The sequence below is a fragment of the Christensenella massiliensis genome (assembly GCF_040409835.1).
Taxonomy (GTDB): Bacteria; Bacillota; Clostridia; order Christensenellales; family Christensenellaceae; genus Christensenella; species Christensenella massiliensis.
This window is the reverse complement of record NZ_CP117826.1, coordinates 1824706-1844188: the sequence shown is the minus strand read 5'-3', so window position 1 is coordinate 1844188 and position 19483 is coordinate 1824706. Positions and strand designations below refer to the sequence as shown.

22 protein-coding genes are annotated in these 19483 nt (G+C 56.8%); 10 read left to right on the top strand and 12 right to left on the bottom strand.

Annotation, left to right across the window (positions count from 1 at the left end):
- Positions 1-17: 17 nt before the first annotated feature.
- Positions 18-734 carry a tyrosine-protein phosphatase gene (locus PUP29_RS08895; RefSeq protein WP_353423029.1) on the bottom strand — a complete coding sequence of 239 codons (717 nt, stop codon included), beginning with the start codon at positions 732-734 and terminating at the stop codon, positions 18-20.
- A 34-nt stretch (positions 735-768) separates the two neighbouring features.
- On the opposite strand from PUP29_RS08895, the gene PUP29_RS08890 reads away from it, so the two are divergent.
- Complete coding sequence (locus PUP29_RS08890) at positions 769-1050, top strand: DUF1294 domain-containing protein (protein WP_353423028.1); 282 nt, start codon at positions 769-771, stop codon at positions 1048-1050.
- A gap of 13 nt (positions 1051-1063) precedes the next feature.
- On the opposite strand, the gene PUP29_RS08885 is transcribed toward PUP29_RS08890, so the two are convergent.
- The 8 genes from PUP29_RS08885 to PUP29_RS08850 all read right to left on the bottom strand — a co-directional run bounded on the left by PUP29_RS08885 (position 1064) and on the right by PUP29_RS08850 (position 9199).
- Positions 1064-1768 carry a zinc metallopeptidase gene (locus tag PUP29_RS08885; protein WP_353423027.1) on the bottom strand — a complete coding sequence of 235 codons (705 nt, stop codon included), beginning with the start codon at positions 1766-1768 and terminating at the stop codon, positions 1064-1066.
- Between the two features lie 157 nt (positions 1769-1925).
- A complete protein-coding gene (locus PUP29_RS08880; protein WP_353423025.1) occupies positions 1926-2714 on the bottom strand; it encodes an ABC transporter ATP-binding protein in 789 nt (262 codons plus the stop codon).
- Positions 2711-3730, bottom strand: coding sequence for a FecCD family ABC transporter permease (locus PUP29_RS08875; RefSeq protein WP_353423023.1), 1020 nt, complete (start codon positions 3728-3730; stop codon positions 2711-2713). The genes PUP29_RS08880 and PUP29_RS08875 overlap by 4 nt, the downstream gene beginning before the upstream one ends.
- Positions 3731-3733: 3 nt before the next feature.
- Positions 3734-4915, bottom strand: coding sequence for an ABC transporter substrate-binding protein (locus PUP29_RS08870; protein WP_353423022.1), 1182 nt, complete (start codon positions 4913-4915; stop codon positions 3734-3736).
- Between the two features lie 45 nt (positions 4916-4960).
- Positions 4961-6109: a nitrogenase component 1 gene (locus tag PUP29_RS08865; protein WP_353423021.1), complete on the bottom strand. Its 1149-nt coding sequence runs from the start codon at positions 6107-6109 to the stop codon at positions 4961-4963.
- A 1-nt stretch (position 6110) separates the two neighbouring features.
- Positions 6111-7361: a nitrogenase component 1 gene (locus PUP29_RS08860; RefSeq protein WP_353423020.1), complete on the bottom strand. Its 1251-nt coding sequence runs from the start codon at positions 7359-7361 to the stop codon at positions 6111-6113.
- Positions 7354-8124 (bottom strand): AAA family ATPase, encoded by a 771-nt coding sequence (locus PUP29_RS08855; protein ID WP_079546219.1) that lies wholly within the window; start codon positions 8122-8124, stop codon positions 7354-7356. The genes PUP29_RS08860 and PUP29_RS08855 overlap by 8 nt, the downstream gene beginning before the upstream one ends.
- 256 nt (positions 8125-8380) lie before the next feature.
- Positions 8381-9199: a histidinol-phosphatase HisJ family protein gene (locus PUP29_RS08850; protein ID WP_353423019.1), complete on the bottom strand. Its 819-nt coding sequence runs from the start codon at positions 9197-9199 to the stop codon at positions 8381-8383.
- A 144-nt stretch (positions 9200-9343) separates the two neighbouring features.
- On the opposite strand from PUP29_RS08850, the gene PUP29_RS08845 reads away from it, so the two are divergent.
- The 9 genes from PUP29_RS08845 to PUP29_RS08805 all read left to right on the top strand — a co-directional run bounded on the left by PUP29_RS08845 (position 9344) and on the right by PUP29_RS08805 (position 17351).
- Positions 9344-9835 (top strand): QueT transporter family protein, encoded by a 492-nt coding sequence (locus PUP29_RS08845; protein WP_079546221.1) that lies wholly within the window; start codon positions 9344-9346, stop codon positions 9833-9835.
- Between the two features lie 4 nt (positions 9836-9839).
- Complete coding sequence (locus tag PUP29_RS08840) at positions 9840-10424, top strand: TIGR00730 family Rossman fold protein (RefSeq protein ID WP_353423018.1); 585 nt, start codon at positions 9840-9842, stop codon at positions 10422-10424.
- Positions 10425-10495: 71 nt separating this feature from the next.
- Positions 10496-11401: a hypothetical protein gene (locus tag PUP29_RS08835; protein WP_353423017.1), complete on the top strand. Its 906-nt coding sequence runs from the start codon at positions 10496-10498 to the stop codon at positions 11399-11401.
- A gap of 80 nt (positions 11402-11481) precedes the next feature.
- Entirely contained in the window at positions 11482-11754 is a 273-nt protein-coding gene (locus PUP29_RS08830; protein WP_079546224.1) for an ACT domain-containing protein, read from the top strand.
- 120 nt (positions 11755-11874) lie between these two features.
- Positions 11875-13224: a PFL family protein gene (locus PUP29_RS08825; RefSeq protein ID WP_353424076.1), complete on the top strand. Its 1350-nt coding sequence runs from the start codon at positions 11875-11877 to the stop codon at positions 13222-13224.
- A gap of 112 nt (positions 13225-13336) precedes the next feature.
- The gene (locus PUP29_RS08820) at positions 13337-13765 is read left to right on the top strand and encodes a PPC domain-containing DNA-binding protein (RefSeq protein ID WP_079547798.1); all 429 of its coding nucleotides are present in this window, start codon (positions 13337-13339) and stop codon (positions 13763-13765) included.
- Between the two features lie 82 nt (positions 13766-13847).
- Positions 13848-15725 (top strand): oligoendopeptidase F, encoded by a 1878-nt coding sequence (gene pepF, locus PUP29_RS08815; protein ID WP_353423015.1) that lies wholly within the window; start codon positions 13848-13850, stop codon positions 15723-15725.
- A gap of 93 nt (positions 15726-15818) precedes the next feature.
- Complete coding sequence (locus PUP29_RS08810; RefSeq protein ID WP_353423014.1) at positions 15819-16457, top strand: GNAT family N-acetyltransferase; 639 nt, start codon at positions 15819-15821, stop codon at positions 16455-16457.
- A gap of 87 nt (positions 16458-16544) precedes the next feature.
- The gene (locus PUP29_RS08805) at positions 16545-17351 is read left to right on the top strand and encodes a sugar phosphate isomerase/epimerase family protein (protein ID WP_079546228.1); all 807 of its coding nucleotides are present in this window, start codon (positions 16545-16547) and stop codon (positions 17349-17351) included.
- A 112-nt stretch (positions 17352-17463) separates the two neighbouring features.
- Here the strand turns inward: PUP29_RS08805 and PUP29_RS08800 are convergent, their stop codons facing one another.
- The 3 genes from PUP29_RS08800 to PUP29_RS08790 all read right to left on the bottom strand — a co-directional run bounded on the left by PUP29_RS08800 (position 17464) and on the right by PUP29_RS08790 (position 19132).
- On the bottom strand, positions 17464-18093 hold the full coding sequence (locus tag PUP29_RS08800; protein WP_353423013.1) for a hypothetical protein: 630 nt from the start codon (positions 18091-18093) through the stop codon (positions 17464-17466).
- Positions 18094-18188: 95 nt separating this feature from the next.
- A complete protein-coding gene (locus tag PUP29_RS08795) occupies positions 18189-18497 on the bottom strand; it encodes a DUF6506 family protein (protein ID WP_079546230.1) in 309 nt (102 codons plus the stop codon).
- The gene (locus PUP29_RS08790) at positions 18494-19132 is read right to left on the bottom strand and encodes a GyrI-like domain-containing protein (protein WP_353423012.1); all 639 of its coding nucleotides are present in this window, start codon (positions 19130-19132) and stop codon (positions 18494-18496) included. Before PUP29_RS08790 ends, PUP29_RS08795 begins: the two co-directional genes overlap by 4 nt.
- Between the last annotated feature and the right edge of the window lie 351 nt (positions 19133-19483).

Sequence of the window (19483 nt, the reverse complement as noted above, 5' to 3'; positions counted from 1 at the left end):
ATACTGCGCCTCCCGCCTCACACCAGCTTCCCTCTCAGCCGGCCGATTGCACCGGCGGAAAGCCCGGCCGCTTTCAGATAGCCCTCTGCCGTACCGTATTCCGCGGCGATATGCTCCATCAGCTTCCGCATATACTCCGGCTTCGAGCAAAATACGTGATCCGGTACTTTCACGCCCGCCTTTTCGAGCATCCCGCGCTGTTTTTCAAACGTCTCTTTCATATATTGTTCGGAAACGGCATAGTCTGCAAGCACGATCCCGTCCGGCACGCCCGCAAGCTTCAAAAGCAGCATAGTGATCACGCCCGTGCGGTCCTTGCCTGCCGTGCAGTGATAGAGCGCCGCTCCCTCCGTCTCTGCAAGGCAGGCGAATATCTCTTTCAGGCCGTCCTTGCTGTTTTCCACAAGGCCGATATACATGTTTCCCATATCGTCCGGCACTTTCCCCAGCATCGCCTCCGACTGGATATGGTCGAGAAGCGGGACGTGCAGCTTTTTCATCTGCTTTTTATCGAGGCGGTCCGGGTGCAGGAACGCTTCGTTGTTTCCGCGCACGTCGATCACCAGCCGCACGCCGTAGCTGTCCAAATAGTCTTCGTCCTCCTTTGTCAGCCCGTGCAGGCTGTCTCCGCGCAGAAACGCCTTAAATTTTGTCGTTCCGCCGTTTGCCGGATATCCTCCGAGGTCCCGTACATTATGCGCGCCCGCGAGGGGGAGCGGCTTTGATATATTCATATTCAAACCTTTCTTTCCATGCTATAATCTGTTCATGGAGCTATCTGTCTGTTTTATTCTCTATCTTCTTGTCATCAACCTTGCAGCGCTTGCCGTCTGCTGCCACGATAAACGCGCGGCGCGCCGCCGGGCGCGCCGTGTTCCGGAAAAAACGCTGCTTTTGCTGTCCGCCGCAGGCGGGGCGTTCGGCATGCTCGCCGGCATGCTCGGCTGCCGCCACAAGACGCGGCATCCCTCTTTTATGATCCTTGTTCCGCTGATGTGCGCAGTCTGGGGCGTTCTTGCGGCTTGGCTCGCCATACGCGCCGTTTTCTGACCGTCCTTCCGCTTTAATTGTTCCTCCTCGACAGCACGAGCAGCCGCAGGAAGGAAAGGAACGAGGCGAGCATCGCCGCCACATACGTCATGGCTGCCGCGTTCAGCATACGCTTTGCCTCTGTCTGCTCCTGCGCGGTCAGCACGCCGGACGCGGAGATATTCGCCATTGCCCGCTTACTGGCATTGAACTCCACAGGCAGGGTGATAAGCTGAAAGATCACGACCGCAAAATACACCCATGCCCCGATATCCACCAGCACTCCCATGCCGGGCGTGCGCGCGGAAAACAGGATGCCGATCAGAATCAGCGGAAACGCAAGCTTCGTCGCAAAATTCACTACGGGAACGATCGCATTCCGCACCCGCATGGGGCCGTACTTCTTTTCCTTTTGCAGCACATGCCCGCATTCGTGCGCGGCAATGGAGACCGCGGCGATCGAATGCTTTGCATACACGCCCTCCGAGAGGTTCACCGTCTGGCTGCGCGGGTCGAAATGATCCGTCATGTTTCCGGGAACGCTGCGTACCGTCACACCCGTAACGCCGTTCTGCCGCAGCATCGTCTGCGCAAATTCCCGTCCGGATACGCCGCTTTGCGCGGGAATCGCCGAATATTTCTTATATGCGCTGCTCACCCTCGCCTGCGCCCAGATCGTTATGATGAACGCCGGGATCAGGATCAGCCACGTCCAATCGAGCCACAATGGAAAAAACATGTTATCTCCCCTTCATTCTTTTGATATCGTTTTTATCTTATCATAGATTTATGAATTATTCATAAACTCAAACGGATTTTATCAAACGGTGCGCCGGGCGCTTCCGGCCAAATAAAAAAAGGGGGAACAGACCCCCTCTCTGCGTTTTTGCGCAGGTCTACAGAATGGAGAGCGGCACTACCGATGCAACGCTCGTTCCGCCCACCTCCAGACGGTCGATATATACCTCCACCTCAAACGACCTCTCCATGTTTTCACAGCTGATGACTTCCGCGCTCTCTCCAAAAATATAGCTTCCGGACTTATCCAGCAAAAGCGCCTGATCGGAAATTTTGAGCGCATGGTCTGGATAGTGCGTGTTGAACACGCAGGATATCCCCTGCTCCGCCGCCAGTCTTTGCATGATGTCCAGTATGATCAGCTGGTTTTTAAAATCGAGGTTCGATTCCGGCTCGTCCAGCACAAGCATGGACGGCTGCGTCGTAAGCGCCCGCGCAATGAGGATCATCTGCAGCTCGCCGCCGCTCATCTGCGAACAGAGCTTGCCGCAAAGGTGCGGCACCCCCACGAGCGCGATCGCCTCCCGCGCGAGCTCAAGGTCCTTTTTTTTCGGCTGCTGCATCATGCCAAGGTGTGCGCAGCGCCCAAGCACCACCATTTCCTCAGCAGTATACATCAGCGCGTTTCCCTTTGCCTGCGGCACATACGCGATTTTTTTCCATAGCTCCCGCACCGGGATATGATGGATATTTTTCCCGTCGATACGGCTCTCCCCTTTTTTCCAGTGAAGCAGCCCCATCATGCACCGCAGAAGCGTCGTTTTGCCCACACCGTTCGGACCGAGCACAGAAAGTATTTTCCCCTCCGGCACACGGAAGCTGAGGTCGCGCAGCACCTCGTGCCCGTCTCCGTAGCCAAAACATCCGTGTACCACTTCAAATATCATAAATTAGACCCTCCCGTCTTTTTGAGCAGGATAATAAAGAACGGCGCGCCGATCACCGACGTCAAAATAGAGATCGGTATCTCCGCGGCAGTCGCGCTGCGCGCCACCGTATCCATAATCAGCAAAAATACCGCGCCGAGGCTGATGCTTGCCGGAACGATATTCTGGTTGTTGCTGCCAAAGAGCATCCGGCAGATATGGGGGATCAAAAGCCCTACCCAGCCGACCTGCCCGCACATAGACACGCAGGACGCCGTGATCATTGTTGCCGCAAGCGCCACGATCACCCGCATCATGCGGATATTCACACCCATGGTCTTTGCTTCATCCTCGCTGAGCATCAGAACATTGAGCTTCCAGCGCAGAGCGAAAATGACTGCGATCCCTGCAATAATAAACGGCGCGCCCAGCGCAAGGCTGCTGAAGCTGGTGTTTGCAAGGCTGCCCATCAGCCAATAGGTGATGGCCGGAAGCTGCGATTCCGTATCCGCAATGAACTTGATGATGGATATCCCCGCTTCAAACAGCGACGCGATGACCATACCCGAAAGAATGACCATCACCGTGCTCGCCCCGCTCTTCTGACGGCTGATGATATAGGTCATCAGAACGGCGACAAAGCCGACCGCAAGCGCGGAGACCTGCACCGTGATGAGCCCCATACCCAGCAAAAGGGCGAGGGCGGCTCCAAAGCTGGAGCCTGCCGCTACGCCCAAAGTATCCGGCGTTGCCAGCGCATTGGAAAAGATGCTCTGGAACGCCGCGCCGGATACTGCCAGTCCCGCCCCGCACAGCACCGCGAGAATGATCCGCGGGAGCCGTACGCTGATCAACACGCTGTATATCTGCGGATCGACGCTTTCCGGCCCGTGCACCGCGATCTCAAACAGGTTCGTCACGATCTCGCCGGGGCTCATAGACATGCGCCCGATCCCCATGCAGACGATCGCCGTCACAATGGGCAGAAGGACCAATATGATATTTCTGAAAACATGATTCTGTTTCAGACTGGCCATGGTTTAGAATGCCGCCGCAGATTCCGGCGTCGGGGCGAGGATCAGGGCCACCTGTTCGTCCGTGAGCTCAAGGCCATAGAATTCGCTGTAATAATCCTTGATCTCCTGTTCGATGTCAAGGTCTTCGAATAATTCAGGATACATCTGCTTTGCCATCCACTGAAGCATCAGCGGGGAATCGGAGGACGGCGGGAACCAGTAATACATCCCCAGCGGGATCTTATAGACCCGTTTGTTCTGTACGGCCTTGATGCCGCTCCAGTCATGTCCGTCCGCAGCCGTGTTATTATAGAGGTCCTCAGGCGTATAGGCCGAGAAGCTGTTGAGGAACAATACATCCGGGTTCCACTCATAGATCTGTTCCATATTGACTTCACCTGTGAACGCGCCTACATCATAGCCGAGGTTCTTGCCGCCGGTGGAGGTGATCCAGTAATTTGCAAAGCTGGTGCCGCCCGCCGTGATCGCGGATTCATTATAGTTGGAGAGGATCAGCGTATTCGGATAATCCTCCTCCGGCACTTCCGCGAGCCTGTCGGCAACGGTCTGCTGCACCTCCTCGCCGTATGCGATGATGCCGTCCGCCCTGTCGGACGGTCCCATGACCTCCTTCAGGAGCTCGATCCATGCGTTGAAAGTATCGATGGTGTTGTAATCATCAAAAAGCGTGGTCGAGAAGCCGACCGCCGGAATGCCCGCGGCGGAAAGCGCATCGTAGTTCGCCGTTACGTCCGCATTGTAGAACACGACGTCCGGGTCGAGCTTAATGAGCTCTTCCATATTGATCTCGTCTCCGCTCGCCCAGCCGTCCGGCAGGTCTTTCAGGCCCGGGTACGCTTCCCCGAGAATGGAATTCACCGCAGCGTTTTTGGAATCCGGATGGATGCCGACAAGCCCGTCCGACGAGCCCATGAACATGCAGTATACGGACGTAAGCGGCGTAAGCCCGCCGATCGCCACGCGCTCTACCTTTTCGGGCAGCACGACCTCATGGCCCGCGTGGTCGGTAATAGTCCTCGTTCCCTCCGCTTCCTCTGAGGCTGAGGCTTCCGCGCTTTCAGAGGGCTCTGCGGACGCGCTCTCCGAAGGCTCCTCGGAGACCGCAGGCTCCTGCGCCGCGCATGCCGTGAGCATGAGAGACAAACACATCAGGACAGCAAGCAAGATCGCTATACTTTTCTTCATTTCTTTACCTCTTTTCTTTAAAATATTGTAAGGATAGGTTCATCCTTAAATGCGTTTTACAAATTCTTCTATATGCTCCCCGATAAACGGGATACATTCATTCCAATGCAGCTTGCTCGACACCGCCGGGCTTGGAAAATCCACGAATTTCGCCCGGCTGTCCGGCGCCAGCAGCCTCCGGAACATTGGGTCGCCGATCACAAGCTCATATCCACCGTTCATAACGGCTGCGATCTCCGCCTCTCCCGAAGCATGCAGCCCGCCCGGGTGCGTAAGCTCCGCATTGGGCGTAAAGATGCTTACAGCCGCAGCGTTTTCCAATCCATGGTCCTGCACGAGGCAGCGCCCGATGGCTTCTGAGATCACCCTCTCTCCTAAGATCAGCGCCTGTTTTCCCGGGCGCGGCGGAGCGGCCATGCGGTTTTTACCGTCCCGGCAAGTCTGCTCAAGCAGGCGGAGAAGCTCCTCCGTCGGCTTTTTTCCGACGGGCAGGCCGACCACGTAAGGGATCCCTAGCCGCTCATACATATCGTTTGCCGCGGCAAGCCCGCTCTGCGAAACGACTATGTTCGCCTGTGCCCGGCCGCATGTCATGATCTCTTCCAGCGACGCGCCCATCGCAAGGGATGTGCCCACCGTATAGCCCGCCTGTTCAAAGCACGAGCAGACCGCTTCCGCGTTCCCGTTCGTATAAAAATCAAGCGGGGTCAATCCAAGCAAATTGATTCGCTTCTCTTCCGTCTCTTCCTTTTTCCCAAAGCGCCTTACGAGCGCGAGAAAGGCGTCTGAAGCGCCGCTGTCGTAAAGGCGCAGCCCTGTCGTCGAGAATCCGAAGGCGGGCAGTCCGGTACGCTGCTCAAGCTCGTCTGCGATCCCCTGAAAATCGGTGCCGATCACCATGGGCACAGGGCTTCCGGTCACGCAGATGAATTTCGGCAGCATCTCCGCCGCCGCTTCCATAATACGCCCGATCAGCTTTTCATCGTCGCCCAATATCGCGTCGATCTGCCGGAGCACCGAGCAGTATACCCCGCTTGAGGAGCCGTACCAGCGCGGCTCGTCGAAGCCCGTATAGTTTCCCGTGCAGCCGCACGCATCGTGTATCACGATCATTCCGCCCAGCTCGAACAGGGCCGAGCATACGCCTGAATAGTCCGGCGCAAAGGGAGGAAGGTTCAAAGATATCTTTTCCATGTCACACCACCAATCCGCTGTCTTTCACAAGCTGTTCCAAATCATATTCGTGTCCGCACTCCGCACGCATCTTTTCCATCATGGAAACGACGCCCGCATAGCCGTAATGCTCGCCGTCCGCCGCAATTGGGACCACATGAGGCGAACCTGTGAAATAGGCCGCTTCAAATCCGATGCACAGGTGCTCTCTGCTGCCCGCGATCTGCCCCGGCATGGAAAAATGCTCGGGCTGGACGATTTTGACCTCGCGGTGGTTTTTTAAAATCCATTCCATGTCACCGCGCTCCACGGGCAGGCATTCCGACGTATAAACAGTATCTACCCGAAAGCCGTATTCCAGCAGCAGGCGCGCCAGTCCAAAGGGGCGGTAGGTCGCCGCGTAATCGATGGAAACGGGCCGCCCGGCAAGGGCTTTGAGCGTCTCGAATATTTTTTCCTCCGCCCGCTGCCGCTCCCGCGAAAAATCCGGCGCCGGAATGCCAAGACTGCCGCACAGCTCCGCCGCGCCGCGCTCGATCTCATCAAAGGAATAGCTGACCGGAAAATATCCATAGCCGATCCCTTTGCGCAGCTTCATCTGCTTGGCCGCATAAAGCGCGAGCGGGGAGGTGATGATGTTGAACCGGCTTTTTCCCATCTCTTGGAACGCGTCGAACGTTTGGTATTGGCTGATGTGCCGTGTCTCGATCCCGTTCTGCTTCAGCCAGCCGATCAGCTCGTTGTCCAGCTCGATGGCAAGATTGCTGCCGATGAAATTGACCGCGTCGTCTTTTTTCTCCGCCTCCCCGGTGAGGGAGTAGATCGTATCCTGTATGGTAACGGCCGGCGGCGCGGGACCATCCCCCGTGATCGGGTTCATAAAGCATACGATGGTCTTCGTTTCGGGGTATTTTTCGTTCAGCGGCGCGAGGAACGCGTCGTGGTCCGTTCCAAGCAGGTTATCGATACACGTCACGAAAATCATGAACACGCGCGGACGGGGCTCCATTTTTCCGAGCAGCCCGTCTACGCTCTCAAGGATCAGCGCTTCATAGCTTCCCGAAACGATGTCCGCCTCGCGGATCGGGAGCCACGAGATACGGTCGTCGATCTTAAGCTCCATGGAAGAGAGCATGATATGCCGCATGCATGCCGACGGTCCCACAAAAAGCTGATAGCTCTCCGGCACCTGCATCGCCATGCGTACGATGCTCCATCCGCCGCGCGCGGGCGAGGAATATTGAAGCGTTCTTACAAAGCTGCATTCAGACATCGGCTCTCCCTCCTTCGCATATCTTCAGCACACGGTCCGCAAGCTCCAGATATTCGCGGGCCATACTGCTGTCCGGGAATGCCTCCACCACCGTTTTTCCCTGCTCCTCCGCGCGCTGGACGTCGCCGCTGCGCGGTATCGTCTTTACGACCTGCGTGCCCGCCTCCCGCGCGAAGTCTTCCACCAGCTCTTCCTCGCGTTCCACGTTGCGCGCGTTGAGTATCACGCCGCCGAACGATGCGTAACCCCGGTTTTTGAAATTCCCGATGGCAAGGGCGATGTTCGCCGCCGCATAAAGCGCCATCTTTTCGCCCGACGTCACGACGAAAACCTCATCCGCGTAACCGCCGCGTATCGGCATGGCAAAGCCGCCGCATACCACGTCGCCGAGAACGTCATACAAAACGATGTCCGGCTTGAATCTTTCATACGCTTTGAGCTCCTCCAATTTTTCGAACGCCGTGATGATCCCCCGGCCGGCACAGCCGATCCCCGGGGTAGGGCCGCCCGCTTCCACGCACAGAATGCCGCGATAGCCCTCTTCTACGATGTCCTCCAATATGACGCCGTCCCCTTTTTCGCGCAGCGCATCCAGCACCGTGCGCGGCTTTCTGCCGCCCAATAGGTTCTGCGTGGAATCCGCCTTCGGGTCGCACCCGATCTGCATCACCCGCAGCCCCTTTTGCGCGAACGCGGCCGACAGGTTGGAGGCGGTCGTCGATTTCCCGATCCCGCCTTTTCCATATAAGGCAATTTTTATCATACTTTTCTTCCCCTTTTGGCACGGATAATGTTAGCTATAGCTAACTTTAAAGCAAAGAATAAGGGCTCTCTATGAGCGCCCCTTTCCCTTTTTTGTTAGCCGTTGCTAACCGTTGATAACTTTACCATCTTTTTTCAGGCCTGTCAACAGGATTTTTCTTTTTTCGGTCTTTTCCGCGGCTTTTTGCGCGCGTCATTTCTCTGCATCCATGAAAAAAAGGCGCTCCGCCCTGCGGCAGAACGCCCATAGATGCCGTTCAAAATTTTTCCAGCGGCACGAACTCCGGCTTCCGCGCGGCAAACCGGCACACATACCGTACGCCGCATGCGCGCATATATTCCACTGCGTCCGCGAACCGCCAGCCGACCCGCTCCGCCACATGCGCGTCGCTCCCGAGCGTCACGACCTCGCCGCCCAGCTCCACATAGCGCCGCAAAACGCTTGCCGCAGGCGTCGGCCAGCCGTATACGGCATAGTTGCTCGTATTTACCTCGATCCCTTTTCCGCGCCCGATCACAGAGCGGAAAACGGCGTCCAGAAGCTCTGGAAAATCCTCATATCCAAACGGCGTCCTGTCATCCAGCGTCTCGATATCCGGCAGATATTTATCGAGATAGCCAATGTGCCCGACTACGTCGAAGTCGTCGAAATGCTCGAGGTCATACAGCATCTCCTCCAAATATTCCCGCTGCGCCTGCCGCAGGGTCTTGCCCTCAAAACTCTCCCCGAAATACGGGTCTTTTTCCTTGATGGTGTGCTGGGAGGCGATGATAAAATCAAATTCATGCCCGCGCACGTCCGCCGCGATCTTCTTAAGCGAGCCGGGCATCAGCGAAAGCTCCGCCCCCCGCCGTATCACGATGCCGGGAACACGCTCCCGCGCCTTGCCGAGCTCTCTTTCATAAAGCCCGTAATGGAGCCCGGGCATGGGCTCCGGATAGGGATAATCGATCTCCTGATGCTCGGTGAAGCAGATCTCCGTAAGCCCCTTTTTCCTTGCCGTCATGGCAATGCGCACAGGGCTGTCGTATGCGTCGTGGGATACGTTGGAATGAATGTGGTAATCGAACATCATGGCTTCCTCTCTTTCACTGTCCGGCGCGCGGCCCCCGCGCCCGCCTATCCTCATTATACCGGGCGGGGCGTTGTTGTCAATCGCCGCCCGGTTGTGCTATACTGTATCGTGTTTTAATTTTTGGAACAGATTGGAAGATTTGTTATGGAAAGACCATCGAAAACGCGGTTCATCTGCGAGACCGCCGTGATCGCCGCTATCTACGCGGTCGTCACCCTGCTGCTCGCCCCGTTCGGGTTCCTGCAGTTTCAGGTGCGCGTGTCCGAGGCAATGTGCGTGCTTCCCTTTTTTACGCCCGCGGCGGTGCCCGGCCTGTTTATCGGCTGCCTGATCGCCAATCTTTTCGGCTCGGGAACGCTGGGGCTGATGGATATCATCGTGGGGAGCCTTGCGACGCTGCTCGCCGCATTCGTCACATGGAAGCTGCGCGGCAGAAGCAAGTGGCTGCTTCCCCTGCCGAGTGTTCTTGCAAACGCATTTCTCGTGTCGTGGACGCTCAGCGTGATGCTCGGCCTCCCCTACTGGATGAACGTCCTGACCGTAGGGATCGGACAGGCGATTGCCTGCTATGCGATCGGTATGCCGCTGTGGTTCCTTTTGAAGCGGTATCAGAAAAATATATTCCAGAGGATATGAAACGATGAAAAAGATCTGTGTATTCGGCTCTTCCTCCTCCGTAATTGAAAAGACCTATCTCGACGCCGCCTACCGCCTCGGCGAGCTGCTGGCGGAAAACGGCTGGGAGCTCGTGTTCGGCGCGGGCACGATGGGCATGATGGGCGCCGCCGCACGCGGCGCGCACAGCCGCGGAGGCCGTGTGACGGGCGTGATTCCCGAATTTATGAACGTTCCGGGCATTCCCTATGAAAAATGCGACGAGCTGTTCGTTACGCCCGATATGCGCACGCGCAAACAGAAAATGGAGGACCTTTCCGACGGCTTCATTGCCACGGCGGGGGGGTTCGGCACATTTGAGGAGCTGTGCGAGGTCGTCACCCTGAAACAGCTCAAGCGTCATAAAAAGCCTATTGTGATCCTCAATACAAACGGATTTTTTGACGAGCTGCTCGCCATGTTCGAAAAAACGGCTGCGCTCCGCTTTGCAAAAAGCGAGGCGCTCGGCGTATATGCAGCCGTGGATACGCCCGAGCAGGCGATCGAATCGATCCTGAATTACCACTATACGGAGACCGGCGACAAATGGTTCACACCGGAAAGCCCGTAAGCCGGCGCTTTGCCTGTACGGGGATGCGGAAAACGGAACGGCCGGACTGATTCCGGCGAAAGGCGGACCTTATGGAAAATCTACCTATGAGCTTCAAGACCATGTTCCGAAGATCGGGAATCGTCTATAAACGGAATTTCAGCAGGCTGTTCCTGCCTCTGCTGCTTTTCCAGCTCGTGCTGCTCGTCCCGCTGATGTTTTTTACCATGCCGGGAACGGTCTCGGTCGCGCGCTCCCTGCTGCTCACGCTGTCCCGCGCGGGCAGGAGCGGCCTTTCGAGCATCGGCGCGATGCTCTCTGTCGTCGCGGGCGTCGCCGTTTTCGTATCTCCTCTGATGGTCTCGAATGTCGTCTATGTGATACATAGCGACTATATAGGCAGGACCGTGACCTTTCGGGAAGCCGCCGCACATGCGCGGCGCCGGTATGGCGGCATGCTGCGTTCCTACTTTGCCGCGATCGCGCTGCTCGCCCTGCCTGTGGCGGGGATCGTTCTTGCAATCATAGCGATCGTTCTGCCCGGCGGAGTTCCCGTATCTGTTTTGTCTGCGGGGCAGCTCGCGGGGATCGTCGTCCTCGCCCTCGCGGCCCTGCTGCTGTTTTTCGGCATCGTTTTTCTTCCCTATACGGTCGCGGTGGAGGGAAAACACGGGTTCGCCGCCGTCCTCAGCTCCTACCGCTATGCGTTTCTCGGCAACTTTTGGAGCAATTTTACGCGCGTCCTTTCCGCGGCGGTCATCGTGGGGCTTGCCGGTATGCTGGTGAATTGGCTGTCCCGGCTGCCGTTCCGGGAGCTTTACGACCTGTATCTCGCGGACCCGATGCTGGCGCTTCAGGACCCTCTGATGATCTTTGTGATCCTGCTGGCGCTCGCGGCGATCGTCGTCGGCACGTTCGTATTCCCGTTCTGGTATGCGTTTACCTATCATACCTACCGGAATGCGAAATGGGAATATGAGAGAAAAAAAGGAGCATGAACCAAGGATCGGTCCGGCGCACGCCGCCATACCGTCTTTGGCTTCCTTATTTTTATGACTGAGTGAAAAGGAGTAATGATATGAGAGCAATCGTAAGCGTACTCGGGCAGGACAGGCCCGGCATCATCGCCCACATCTCGCACGCGCTTTATGAAGCGAACGCGAATATCCTCGACATCACGCAGACCGTCCTGCGGGACGAGGTGTTCGCTATGACGATGCTTGTGGACCTCAGCGCGGTCAGCACATCCTTCGGAGAACTGAAAGAGCAGCTCACCGCGGCGGGCGCGAAAATCGGCGTCGAGGTGCGCCTCATGCGTGAAGAGATCTTCAAAAGCATGCACAGGGTCTGAGCGGCAAATGCCCGGCGGGCGCCGTGCGGGGCGTGTTTTTGTACCGCGCGTTCCCGGCGCCGGGCCGTTCTATCCGCAGGGCATTCCAGCATTTTTATTGTGATAAAGGGGTTTTTTATGATAGATCAAAAGGATATTTTAAAAACCATAGACATGATCGCGCGGCAGAATCTCGATATCCGCACGGTCACGATGGGCATCTCGCTTTTCGACTGTGTTTCAGACGACGCGGACGTGTGTGCCGGACGGGTGTATGACAAAATCACGCGCCGGGCGGCGCATCTTGTGGAAACGGGGGAGGCCATCGAAAACGAATTCGGCATCCCGATTGTTAACAAGCGCATTTCCGTCACCCCCATCTCCCTCATTTCTCAGGGCTGCGGAGACTATGTGAAGTTTGCCCGCGCCATGGACAGGGCCGCGCATGAAACGGGCGTGGATTTTATCGGCGGCTATTCCGCATTTGTGCAGAAGGCTGCGACGGAGGCGGAGGCACGGTTCATCGATTCCATCCCGCAGGCGCTCAGCGAAACGAAGATCGTCTGTTCCTCCGTCAATGTGGCGACGACGCGGGCGGGCATCAATATGGACGCGGTCCGGCGCATGGGCGAGGTCATTAAAGAAAGCGCCGAGCGTACCGCCGCGGAGGGCGGCATGGGCGCGGCAAAGCTCGTGGTGTTCGCTAACGCGGTGGAGGATAATCCGTTCATGGCGGGCGCGTTCCACGGCACGGGCGAGGGAGACTGCGTCGTCAATGTGGGCGTTTCCGGCCCGGGCGTGGTCAAGGTCGCGCTTGAAAGCAAAAAGGGGCAGCCGTTCGATGAGGTCGCCGAGACGATCAAGACGACGGCGTTCCACATCACGCGCATGGGCCAGCTCGTGGCGCGGGAAGCAAGCAGGAGGCTCGGCGTGCCCTTCGGCATCGTGGACCTTTCGCTCGCCCCCACCCCGGCCATTGGCGACAGCGTCGCCTATATCCTCGAGGAAATGGGCCTCGAAATGTGCGGCGCGCACGGTACGACCGCTGCGCTCGCACTCCTCAACGACGCGGTGAAAAAAGGCGGCATCATGGCGACCTCCCATGTGGGTGGGCTTTCAGGCGCGTTCATCCCGGTCAGCGAGGACGCGGGCATGATCCACGCCGCCGAAACGGGCGCGCTTACTCTGGAAAAGCTCGAGGCCATGACGTGCGTATGCTCGGTCGGTCTCGACATGATCGCCCTTCCCGGCGATACGCCCGCGGAGGTGCTTTCGGCAATCATGGCGGACGAGGCGGCGATCGGTATGGTCAATACCAAAACGACGGCGGTGCGCCTCATTCCCGTACCCGGCAGGCAGGTGGGCGACTATGTGGATTTCGGCGGGCTTTTAGGCCGTGCGCCCATCATGCCCTATAATCAGAATTCTCCTAAGGAGTTCATTGCCCGCGGCGGGCGTATTCCCGCGCCTCTGCACGCGCAGCGGAATTAAAGCGGCACGGCAGGCGCGGCGTCCGCCTCCTTTTTTGCGGGAAGCGGACGCTTTTTGCAAGGCGCCGTGTGCGCGTTTGATGCGCTTGCGTCTCAGGACTGGGGGAAACGTTATGGAATATAAAAGATTTGAAAATACTATCATCGTACGGCTCGACAGGGGCGAGGAAATATTGGAGCAGATGGAAAAGCTCGCCCTCCGGGAGCACATTCAATTGGCGGGCGTTCAGGCGCTCGGCGCGGTCTGTGAATTTACGGCCGGCGTATTTGACACAAGGGAAAAGAAATTTCTTGCGAACGATTTTCGCGGCACCTTTGAGATCGTATCGCTCACCGGAACGATCGATACGATGAACGGCGCGTTCTACTGCCATCTGCACATGAGCGCGGCGAACGAAAGAGGAGAGGTGTTCGGCGGCCATCTCTCCCGCGCCGTCATAAGCGCCACCTGCGAAATGGTCGTCACGGTCATAAACGGCAGCGCCGACAGGCTGTACGATGAGCAGACCGGCCTGAATCTGCTTCAATTTCCGCGCGTTTAAGCGGTAAAATATTTTTAACTTCACAAAAACGGCGTTATAATAGAAGTATAAATCTGTCCGGCAGGCAAAAGGAGCGAGCATTATGGAAGAAAAAACAAGAGAGCAGATAGACAAGCGTTATAAATGGACATTGGAAGACATCTACGCTACAGACGAGGCATGGGAGCAGGATTATAAACGGCTGGAAAAGCTGATGGAGGATATCCCCTCCCTCCAGAAAACGCTGACTAAGGATGAAAAAAGCCTTGCCGCCGCGCTCGCGGCCATCGAGAAAATGGAGCATATCGCGGGCGACCTGTTTGTGTACGCGCGCATGCGGCGGGACGAGGACAACGCGAACGCCGCTTATCAGGCGCGGGCCGCGCGCGCGATGGACCTGAATGTACGCCTCGGAAGCGCGCTTTCGTTCGTGAGTCCTGCGCTGCTCGCGCTTAAGCCGGGTGTGCTGGAGGGCTATATCGGCGCGGCTGTTCCCCACTGCAAGAAAGGGCGCGACCCCAAGACGTGCAAAAAGGGCGGCCATTGCTCGAAATGCAGCAACCATACGCACGGCAATAGGCAGCTTGCGCCGTATGATTTCATGCTGAAAGAGCTCGTACGCAGCAAAAAGCATGTGCTGTCCAAAAAGGAAGAAAGGCTGCTGTCCATGGCTGCGGATATTTCCGGCGCGCCGAAAGACATCTTCACCATGATCGACAATGCGGATCTGAAATTCGGTTCCGTAAAGGACGCGGACGGAAAGGACGTGCAGCTTTCCCACGGGAAGTATATCGTGATGATGCAAAGCCCGGACCGTGCGGTGCGCAAAAACACCTACGAAACGTATTACCAGTCCTATAAGGATATGATCAACACCATCAGCGCCGCCTATGCCGCGAGCGTCAAAAAGGACGTGTTCTACGCGCGGGCGCGCAAATTCGGGAGCGCCCTCGAAAAATCGCTTTTTTCGGATAACGTGCCCGTTTCGCTGTATGATAACCTCATCGAAACGATCCACAAAAACCTGCCCACGATGTACCGCTATGTGGACGTGCGCAAAAAGGCATTGGGGCTTTCCGACCTCGCCATGTATGACATCTATACTCCCCTTGCCAAGGAAACGCACGGGGAATACTCCTATGAGCAGTCCATGGAACTCGTGAAGAAAGGCCTTGCCGTTCTGGGCGGGGAATACGGCGCGCTTTTGCAGGAGGCGCAGGACGGCGGCTGGATCGACGTATACGAGACGCCGGGCAAGACGAGCGGCGCTTACTCGTGGGGCGTGTTCGGCGTACATCCCTATGTGCTTCTGAACCACCGTGGCGACCTCGACAGCGTGTTCACCATCGCGCACGAGCTCGGCCACGCGATGCACACCTATTATTCCAACCAAAACCAGCCCGAGGCAAAGGCAGGCTATGAAATTTTCGTGGCGGAGGTCGCGAGCACGGTCAACGAGGTCCTGCTCACGCATTACCTGCTGGAAACAGAGCAGGATGCGGACGCACGGCGGTATATCCTCAACCACTATCTCGACCAGTTCCGCACCACGGTCGTCCGCCAGACCATGTTCGCGGAATTTGAAAAAATGACGCATGCGGCCGCGGAGGCAGGTGAAGCCCTCACACATGAGAGCATGTGCAAAATGTACGGCGACCTCAACGCGCTCTATTACGGGCCGCAGATCGCGCGGGACGATACCATTTCCTATGAATGGGCGCGTATCCCGCATTTCTACAATGCTTTTTACGTTTATAAATACGCGACGGGCTTCTCTTGCGCGGTCAAGATCGCCTCGGATATCCTCTCCGGCAAAAAGGACGCAGTGCGCGATTATATCCGCTTCCTCTCGTCCGGCGGGAGCGACTATCCGCTCGAGCTTCTGAAGCTCGCCCATGTGGACCTTGCGGGCGGCGAGCCCGTGGAGGTATGCATGCAGGAATTCGCGAAAGCGCTCGGAGAATTCGAGGAAATGCTTTAAGGCGGGTTCGGGCCGATGCGCAGGAGATGAAAAACAGACGGCGCCCCGTGAAAACGGGTGCGCCTTTTATCGCTCACAGACCGGAGGATGACATTGGAACAAACAAAGCTTTTATTCAGGCCCCTTGAAGAAAAAGACCACCCGCAGGCCGCCGCCCTCGCGGCGGGCGTCTGGCGGTTTGACCAGCTGATCGCGGACCCGCAGGCCGCCGCCCTCGCGCGCGAGGCCTTTTTCCGCTATTACCTCTCCCGCCAGAACTATACGGAGGCCGCCCTGCGCGGCGGGGAGCTCCTCGGTATTTTGTTCGGGCACTGCGCCGCCCTGCCTCTGCCGCCGGAGCACAGCGCGCAGGAAAAGGCGGCGGAGAATGCGGCGGAGCGCCTGCTTTCTATGCCGGAGGGCCGCAGATTCCGCACGGCGATGGAGCGTAACAGCGCATGCGAAAAGCGCTTGCTCGCCTCCTTTGAGGGAGAATTCGACGCAGAACTGGTGCTGTTCGTGACCGCCCCGGCCGCACGCGGCCTCGGCATCGGCAAGGAGCTGCTCGCGCGGTTCAATCAGTTTCTTGTGCAAAACGGCGCGCGCCGTCCGTTCCTCCTGACAGACACGCTCTGCAACTATGGCTTCTACGACCATCTCGGCTTTCGCCGCCTCGCGGAAACCGAGGGGCTGCTCGGCATCGAGCCGGACGGAAAGCCTATGCACTTTTTCCTGTACGGCTATGAGCTGTAGCGGAACGCATCGCGCATTGCAAACCGAAATGCCGTATGTTACAATAAAGAAAAGTATCAACAGTATCGATCAACGGAGGTCTTCGTTATGAAACTTTGTTTTTCCACATTAGGCTGCCCTGAATGGAGCTTTTCGGATATCATCTCCACAGCATGCGACATGGGCTATGACGGCATTGAGATCCGCGGCGTTGGAAATGTGATCGACGGAACGCGCATCCCGCAGTTTTCCCCCGAAAACGCGGAAAAGACAAAGGCGCTCCTCGCGGGAAAAGGGCTCGCCGTCGCGTGCCTTACCTCCGCATGCTATATGAACGATTCCAATCATCCGGAGGATATGCTGTACCTCGCTAAGGCGTATGTGGATACGGCGCACGATATGGGCATCAAAAATATCCGCGTGCTCGGCGACTTCGGTCCCGAGCAGAGCGGCGAGCTGAATATAGGCGAGATCGCCGCGCGCGTAAAAGAGGTGGCGCGGTATGCAAAGCCGCTCGGCGTAGACGTCCTCGTGGAGACCAACGGCTTTTTCGCCGATTCGCACAACATGGAGGAGCTGATGAACAAGGCGGACGAGGAGAATCTCGGCGTTTTGTGGGATATCCACCATCCATACCGCTATTTCGGCGAGACGCCGGGGGATACGGTGGGCAGGCTCGGCGACCTCATTCGCCACGTACACATCAAGGATTCCGTCTATACGGACGGCAAGCTGAGATATACAATGGTCGGCTATGGAGACCTGCCGGTGCGCGCGTGTGTGGAGGCGCTCCGGAGCGTCGGCTATGACGGCTTCTATTCTCTTGAGTGGCTCAAGCGGTGGGACCTTTCTCTTGAAGAGCCGGGCATCGCGTTCGCTGGCTATGCAGACTATATGCGTTCGCTGGTGAAGTAAGCAAATAAAGACCGAAGTAACATAAGTTACTTCGGTCTTTTGATTGAACCATTCTTACGTTATTGCTCCGCACTGTTTCGCCGCAGCCAAAGCAAATTCTTCCCCGCTTCCCTTATAACGTTTTACAGTATTCCTCAAATTCTTTCATAAAGGAAATATAGGCGTTCTGATATTCTTCGCTTGCATGAAATTCCAGCCATGCGTTCATATCTTCCGATGTCTGTGTCTCTTCCCACTTATCATATAGCTCTTTTTCTGTTCGGTTCATCTCTTTAAACTTCCCGAAATAGATTTTTTTGAAGTAATAGCTTTGCAAAGCCTCTTTTGCATACCAAACTTTTATATAGGGTATCATAACCTCATCGACATATTCGTCAAAGGATAATCCGGCAGCTTTCGCGGCCGCTTCGATATTTTGTTTATACGCAAGATTTGCCTCTCCGTCCCTCCCCTCAAAGGCGTCAACGGTCTCTAAATTGGCCAGTAAAAGGTTTCGATAGCTTTCTTTCGTATACCGCTCTGGTTCATAACCATTTTTACAGGCAAGATCGTAAACCTTCAGCAGCGTATCATACTCTTGCATGAGTTCTTCTTCCGTATAATCTTCGATTGGCCTTTCGAACCTTGACATCTGATATTCGGTCACCAGCTTTTGCACGTTGCTTGAGCCAAGAGCCGCATATATATCCCTGCTATAAGTCTCCTCAATATCTTTTACCGCAACAAAATCTTCGTAGGACAATTTAATATCCTTTTTCGCGCAGGAAGCCGCAAAAACAACAACGATACATAAGAGGAACGAAACGAGCCTTTTCCTATATTCCCCCGCATGCCGCCTCACCCGTTGAACCTCTGGAAAAACCGTTCGAACACTCCGTCCTGCTCGGGAAAATGCGTCACGAATCCGACGGCGACCTCTCCGCCCGTCAGCCCGATGATCTTCCGTGCCATTTCTTCCCCGAACGCGCCGCACAGCTCGATCGCACCCACGCCCGCGTCTTTCAGCGCGGCTGCCTTGGCATAGGCTTCCTCCGCATTTTTTACGGTGCAGATGTATGTGATCTGCTTCTCCGTCTCAAATTCCGCACAGTGGCGCGCAGGGTCATAGTGCTCTCCCATCAGTAAAAACGCAAACTTCTTTTTCATATCCTTTTCCTTTCCACGGGCAGGCGCAGCACGGTCCTGAGGCGCTCCGGCGCAGTGCGCCGCGGGTCTCCCAAATAAATCTCGTGATGCTTTCTTTCGCTTCCCGTCATATCCTCCAAACCGTTTTCTTCCATGAACCGGCGCAGCAGGCCGAGCGTCTCCCCTTCCTTCGCATAGGGGCCTATGTGCATCGCCTGCACGCACAGCCCTTCCCGGAACGTCTCGAGGCGCACCCTTGAGACGTCTGCGTCCGGCTTTTTGCGGCGGCATTCCTCCGCCGCCCACTCGAACACCTCCTGCGTTACAAACTCCGGCTGGCGGATCATAGAGGTCCACAGCCACTTTTCCCGGTCTCCCCGCTCAAACCAGCCCGGCTCGCCGTGCCACAGCCCCTCGAGCGGCGGCACCACATATTCAAAATAACCCTCCGGCTGCCTGCCGCTCATCCTGCTCATCTTGATGGTAAACGTGAGCGCGTACAGCGCATGGAGCGCGCTTTGGTATTCCTCCCCGCCGGGCGCGCCTTTTCCGTCCGCCATGATAAAGCATATCGGCGGCACGTCGATCAGCGCAGGCTTTGTCTTGGGCAGGTATAGATCCTTATATTCCTTTTTATAATCGAATTTTTCCGGCATAAAAACCTCCGTGTTATCAGCCAAGGGAAGTCCTGATAACGGCTCCGGGCGCAACGAGTCCAACGCGAGTATGGGCACAGTAAGCGGGAGCTTCTCCACATACGCCCGCTTCGGCCTTTTCGGGTCATACAGTACATCAAGAAAAGAACCCAGCGGACACCGCTTTTCTGCAAGCTCCCGCAAATTGAGGATCGCGCCTGTACGGATATGCGCCGCATCGTTTCCATCAATAAAAAGCCCGCTGCTGTGCTGCCCGAAGCCGGACGGCGCGCTGCGTTTTCACAACGGCTCTGAAGCGTCTTTGGGCCCAAAGCCTCCCGTCCGCTTCATATTCCACGGCCGGCGAGGGTG

Bases quoted from the DNA above. Each gene is read 5' to 3' on its own strand.
- PUP29_RS08895 (WP_353423029.1), bottom strand. From the start codon at position 734: ATGAATATATCAAAGCCGCTCCCCCTCGCGGGCGCGCATAATGTACGG.
- PUP29_RS08890 (WP_353423028.1), top strand. From the start codon at position 769: ATGGAGCTATCTGTCTGTTTTATTCTCTATCTTCTTGTCATCAACCTT.
- PUP29_RS08885 (WP_353423027.1), bottom strand. From the start codon at position 1,768: ATGTTTTTTCCATTGTGGCTCGATTGGACGTGGCTGATCCTGATCCCG.
- PUP29_RS08880 (WP_353423025.1), bottom strand. From the start codon at position 2,714: ATGATATTTGAAGTGGTACACGGATGTTTTGGCTACGGAGACGGGCAC.
- PUP29_RS08875 (WP_353423023.1), bottom strand. From the start codon at position 3,730: ATGGCCAGTCTGAAACAGAATCATGTTTTCAGAAATATCATATTGGTC.
- PUP29_RS08870 (WP_353423022.1), bottom strand. From the start codon at position 4,915: ATGAAGAAAAGTATAGCGATCTTGCTTGCTGTCCTGATGTGTTTGTCT.
- PUP29_RS08865 (WP_353423021.1), bottom strand. From the start codon at position 6,109: ATGGAAAAGATATCTTTGAACCTTCCTCCCTTTGCGCCGGACTATTCA.
- PUP29_RS08860 (WP_353423020.1), bottom strand. From the start codon at position 7,361: ATGTCTGAATGCAGCTTTGTAAGAACGCTTCAATATTCCTCGCCCGCG.
- PUP29_RS08855 (WP_079546219.1), bottom strand. From the start codon at position 8,124: ATGATAAAAATTGCCTTATATGGAAAAGGCGGGATCGGGAAATCGACG.
- PUP29_RS08850 (WP_353423019.1), bottom strand. From the start codon at position 9,199: ATGATGTTCGATTACCACATTCATTCCAACGTATCCCACGACGCATAC.
- PUP29_RS08845 (WP_079546221.1), top strand. From the start codon at position 9,344: ATGGAAAGACCATCGAAAACGCGGTTCATCTGCGAGACCGCCGTGATC.
- PUP29_RS08840 (WP_353423018.1), top strand. From the start codon at position 9,840: ATGAAAAAGATCTGTGTATTCGGCTCTTCCTCCTCCGTAATTGAAAAG.
- PUP29_RS08835 (WP_353423017.1), top strand. From the start codon at position 10,496: ATGGAAAATCTACCTATGAGCTTCAAGACCATGTTCCGAAGATCGGGA.
- PUP29_RS08830 (WP_079546224.1), top strand. From the start codon at position 11,482: ATGAGAGCAATCGTAAGCGTACTCGGGCAGGACAGGCCCGGCATCATC.
- PUP29_RS08820 (WP_079547798.1), top strand. From the start codon at position 13,337: ATGGAATATAAAAGATTTGAAAATACTATCATCGTACGGCTCGACAGG.
- pepF (WP_353423015.1), top strand. From the start codon at position 13,848: ATGGAAGAAAAAACAAGAGAGCAGATAGACAAGCGTTATAAATGGACA.
- PUP29_RS08805 (WP_079546228.1), top strand. From the start codon at position 16,545: ATGAAACTTTGTTTTTCCACATTAGGCTGCCCTGAATGGAGCTTTTCG.
- PUP29_RS08795 (WP_079546230.1), bottom strand. From the start codon at position 18,497: ATGAAAAAGAAGTTTGCGTTTTTACTGATGGGAGAGCACTATGACCCT.
- PUP29_RS08790 (WP_353423012.1), bottom strand. From the start codon at position 19,132: ATGCCGGAAAAATTCGATTATAAAAAGGAATATAAGGATCTATACCTG.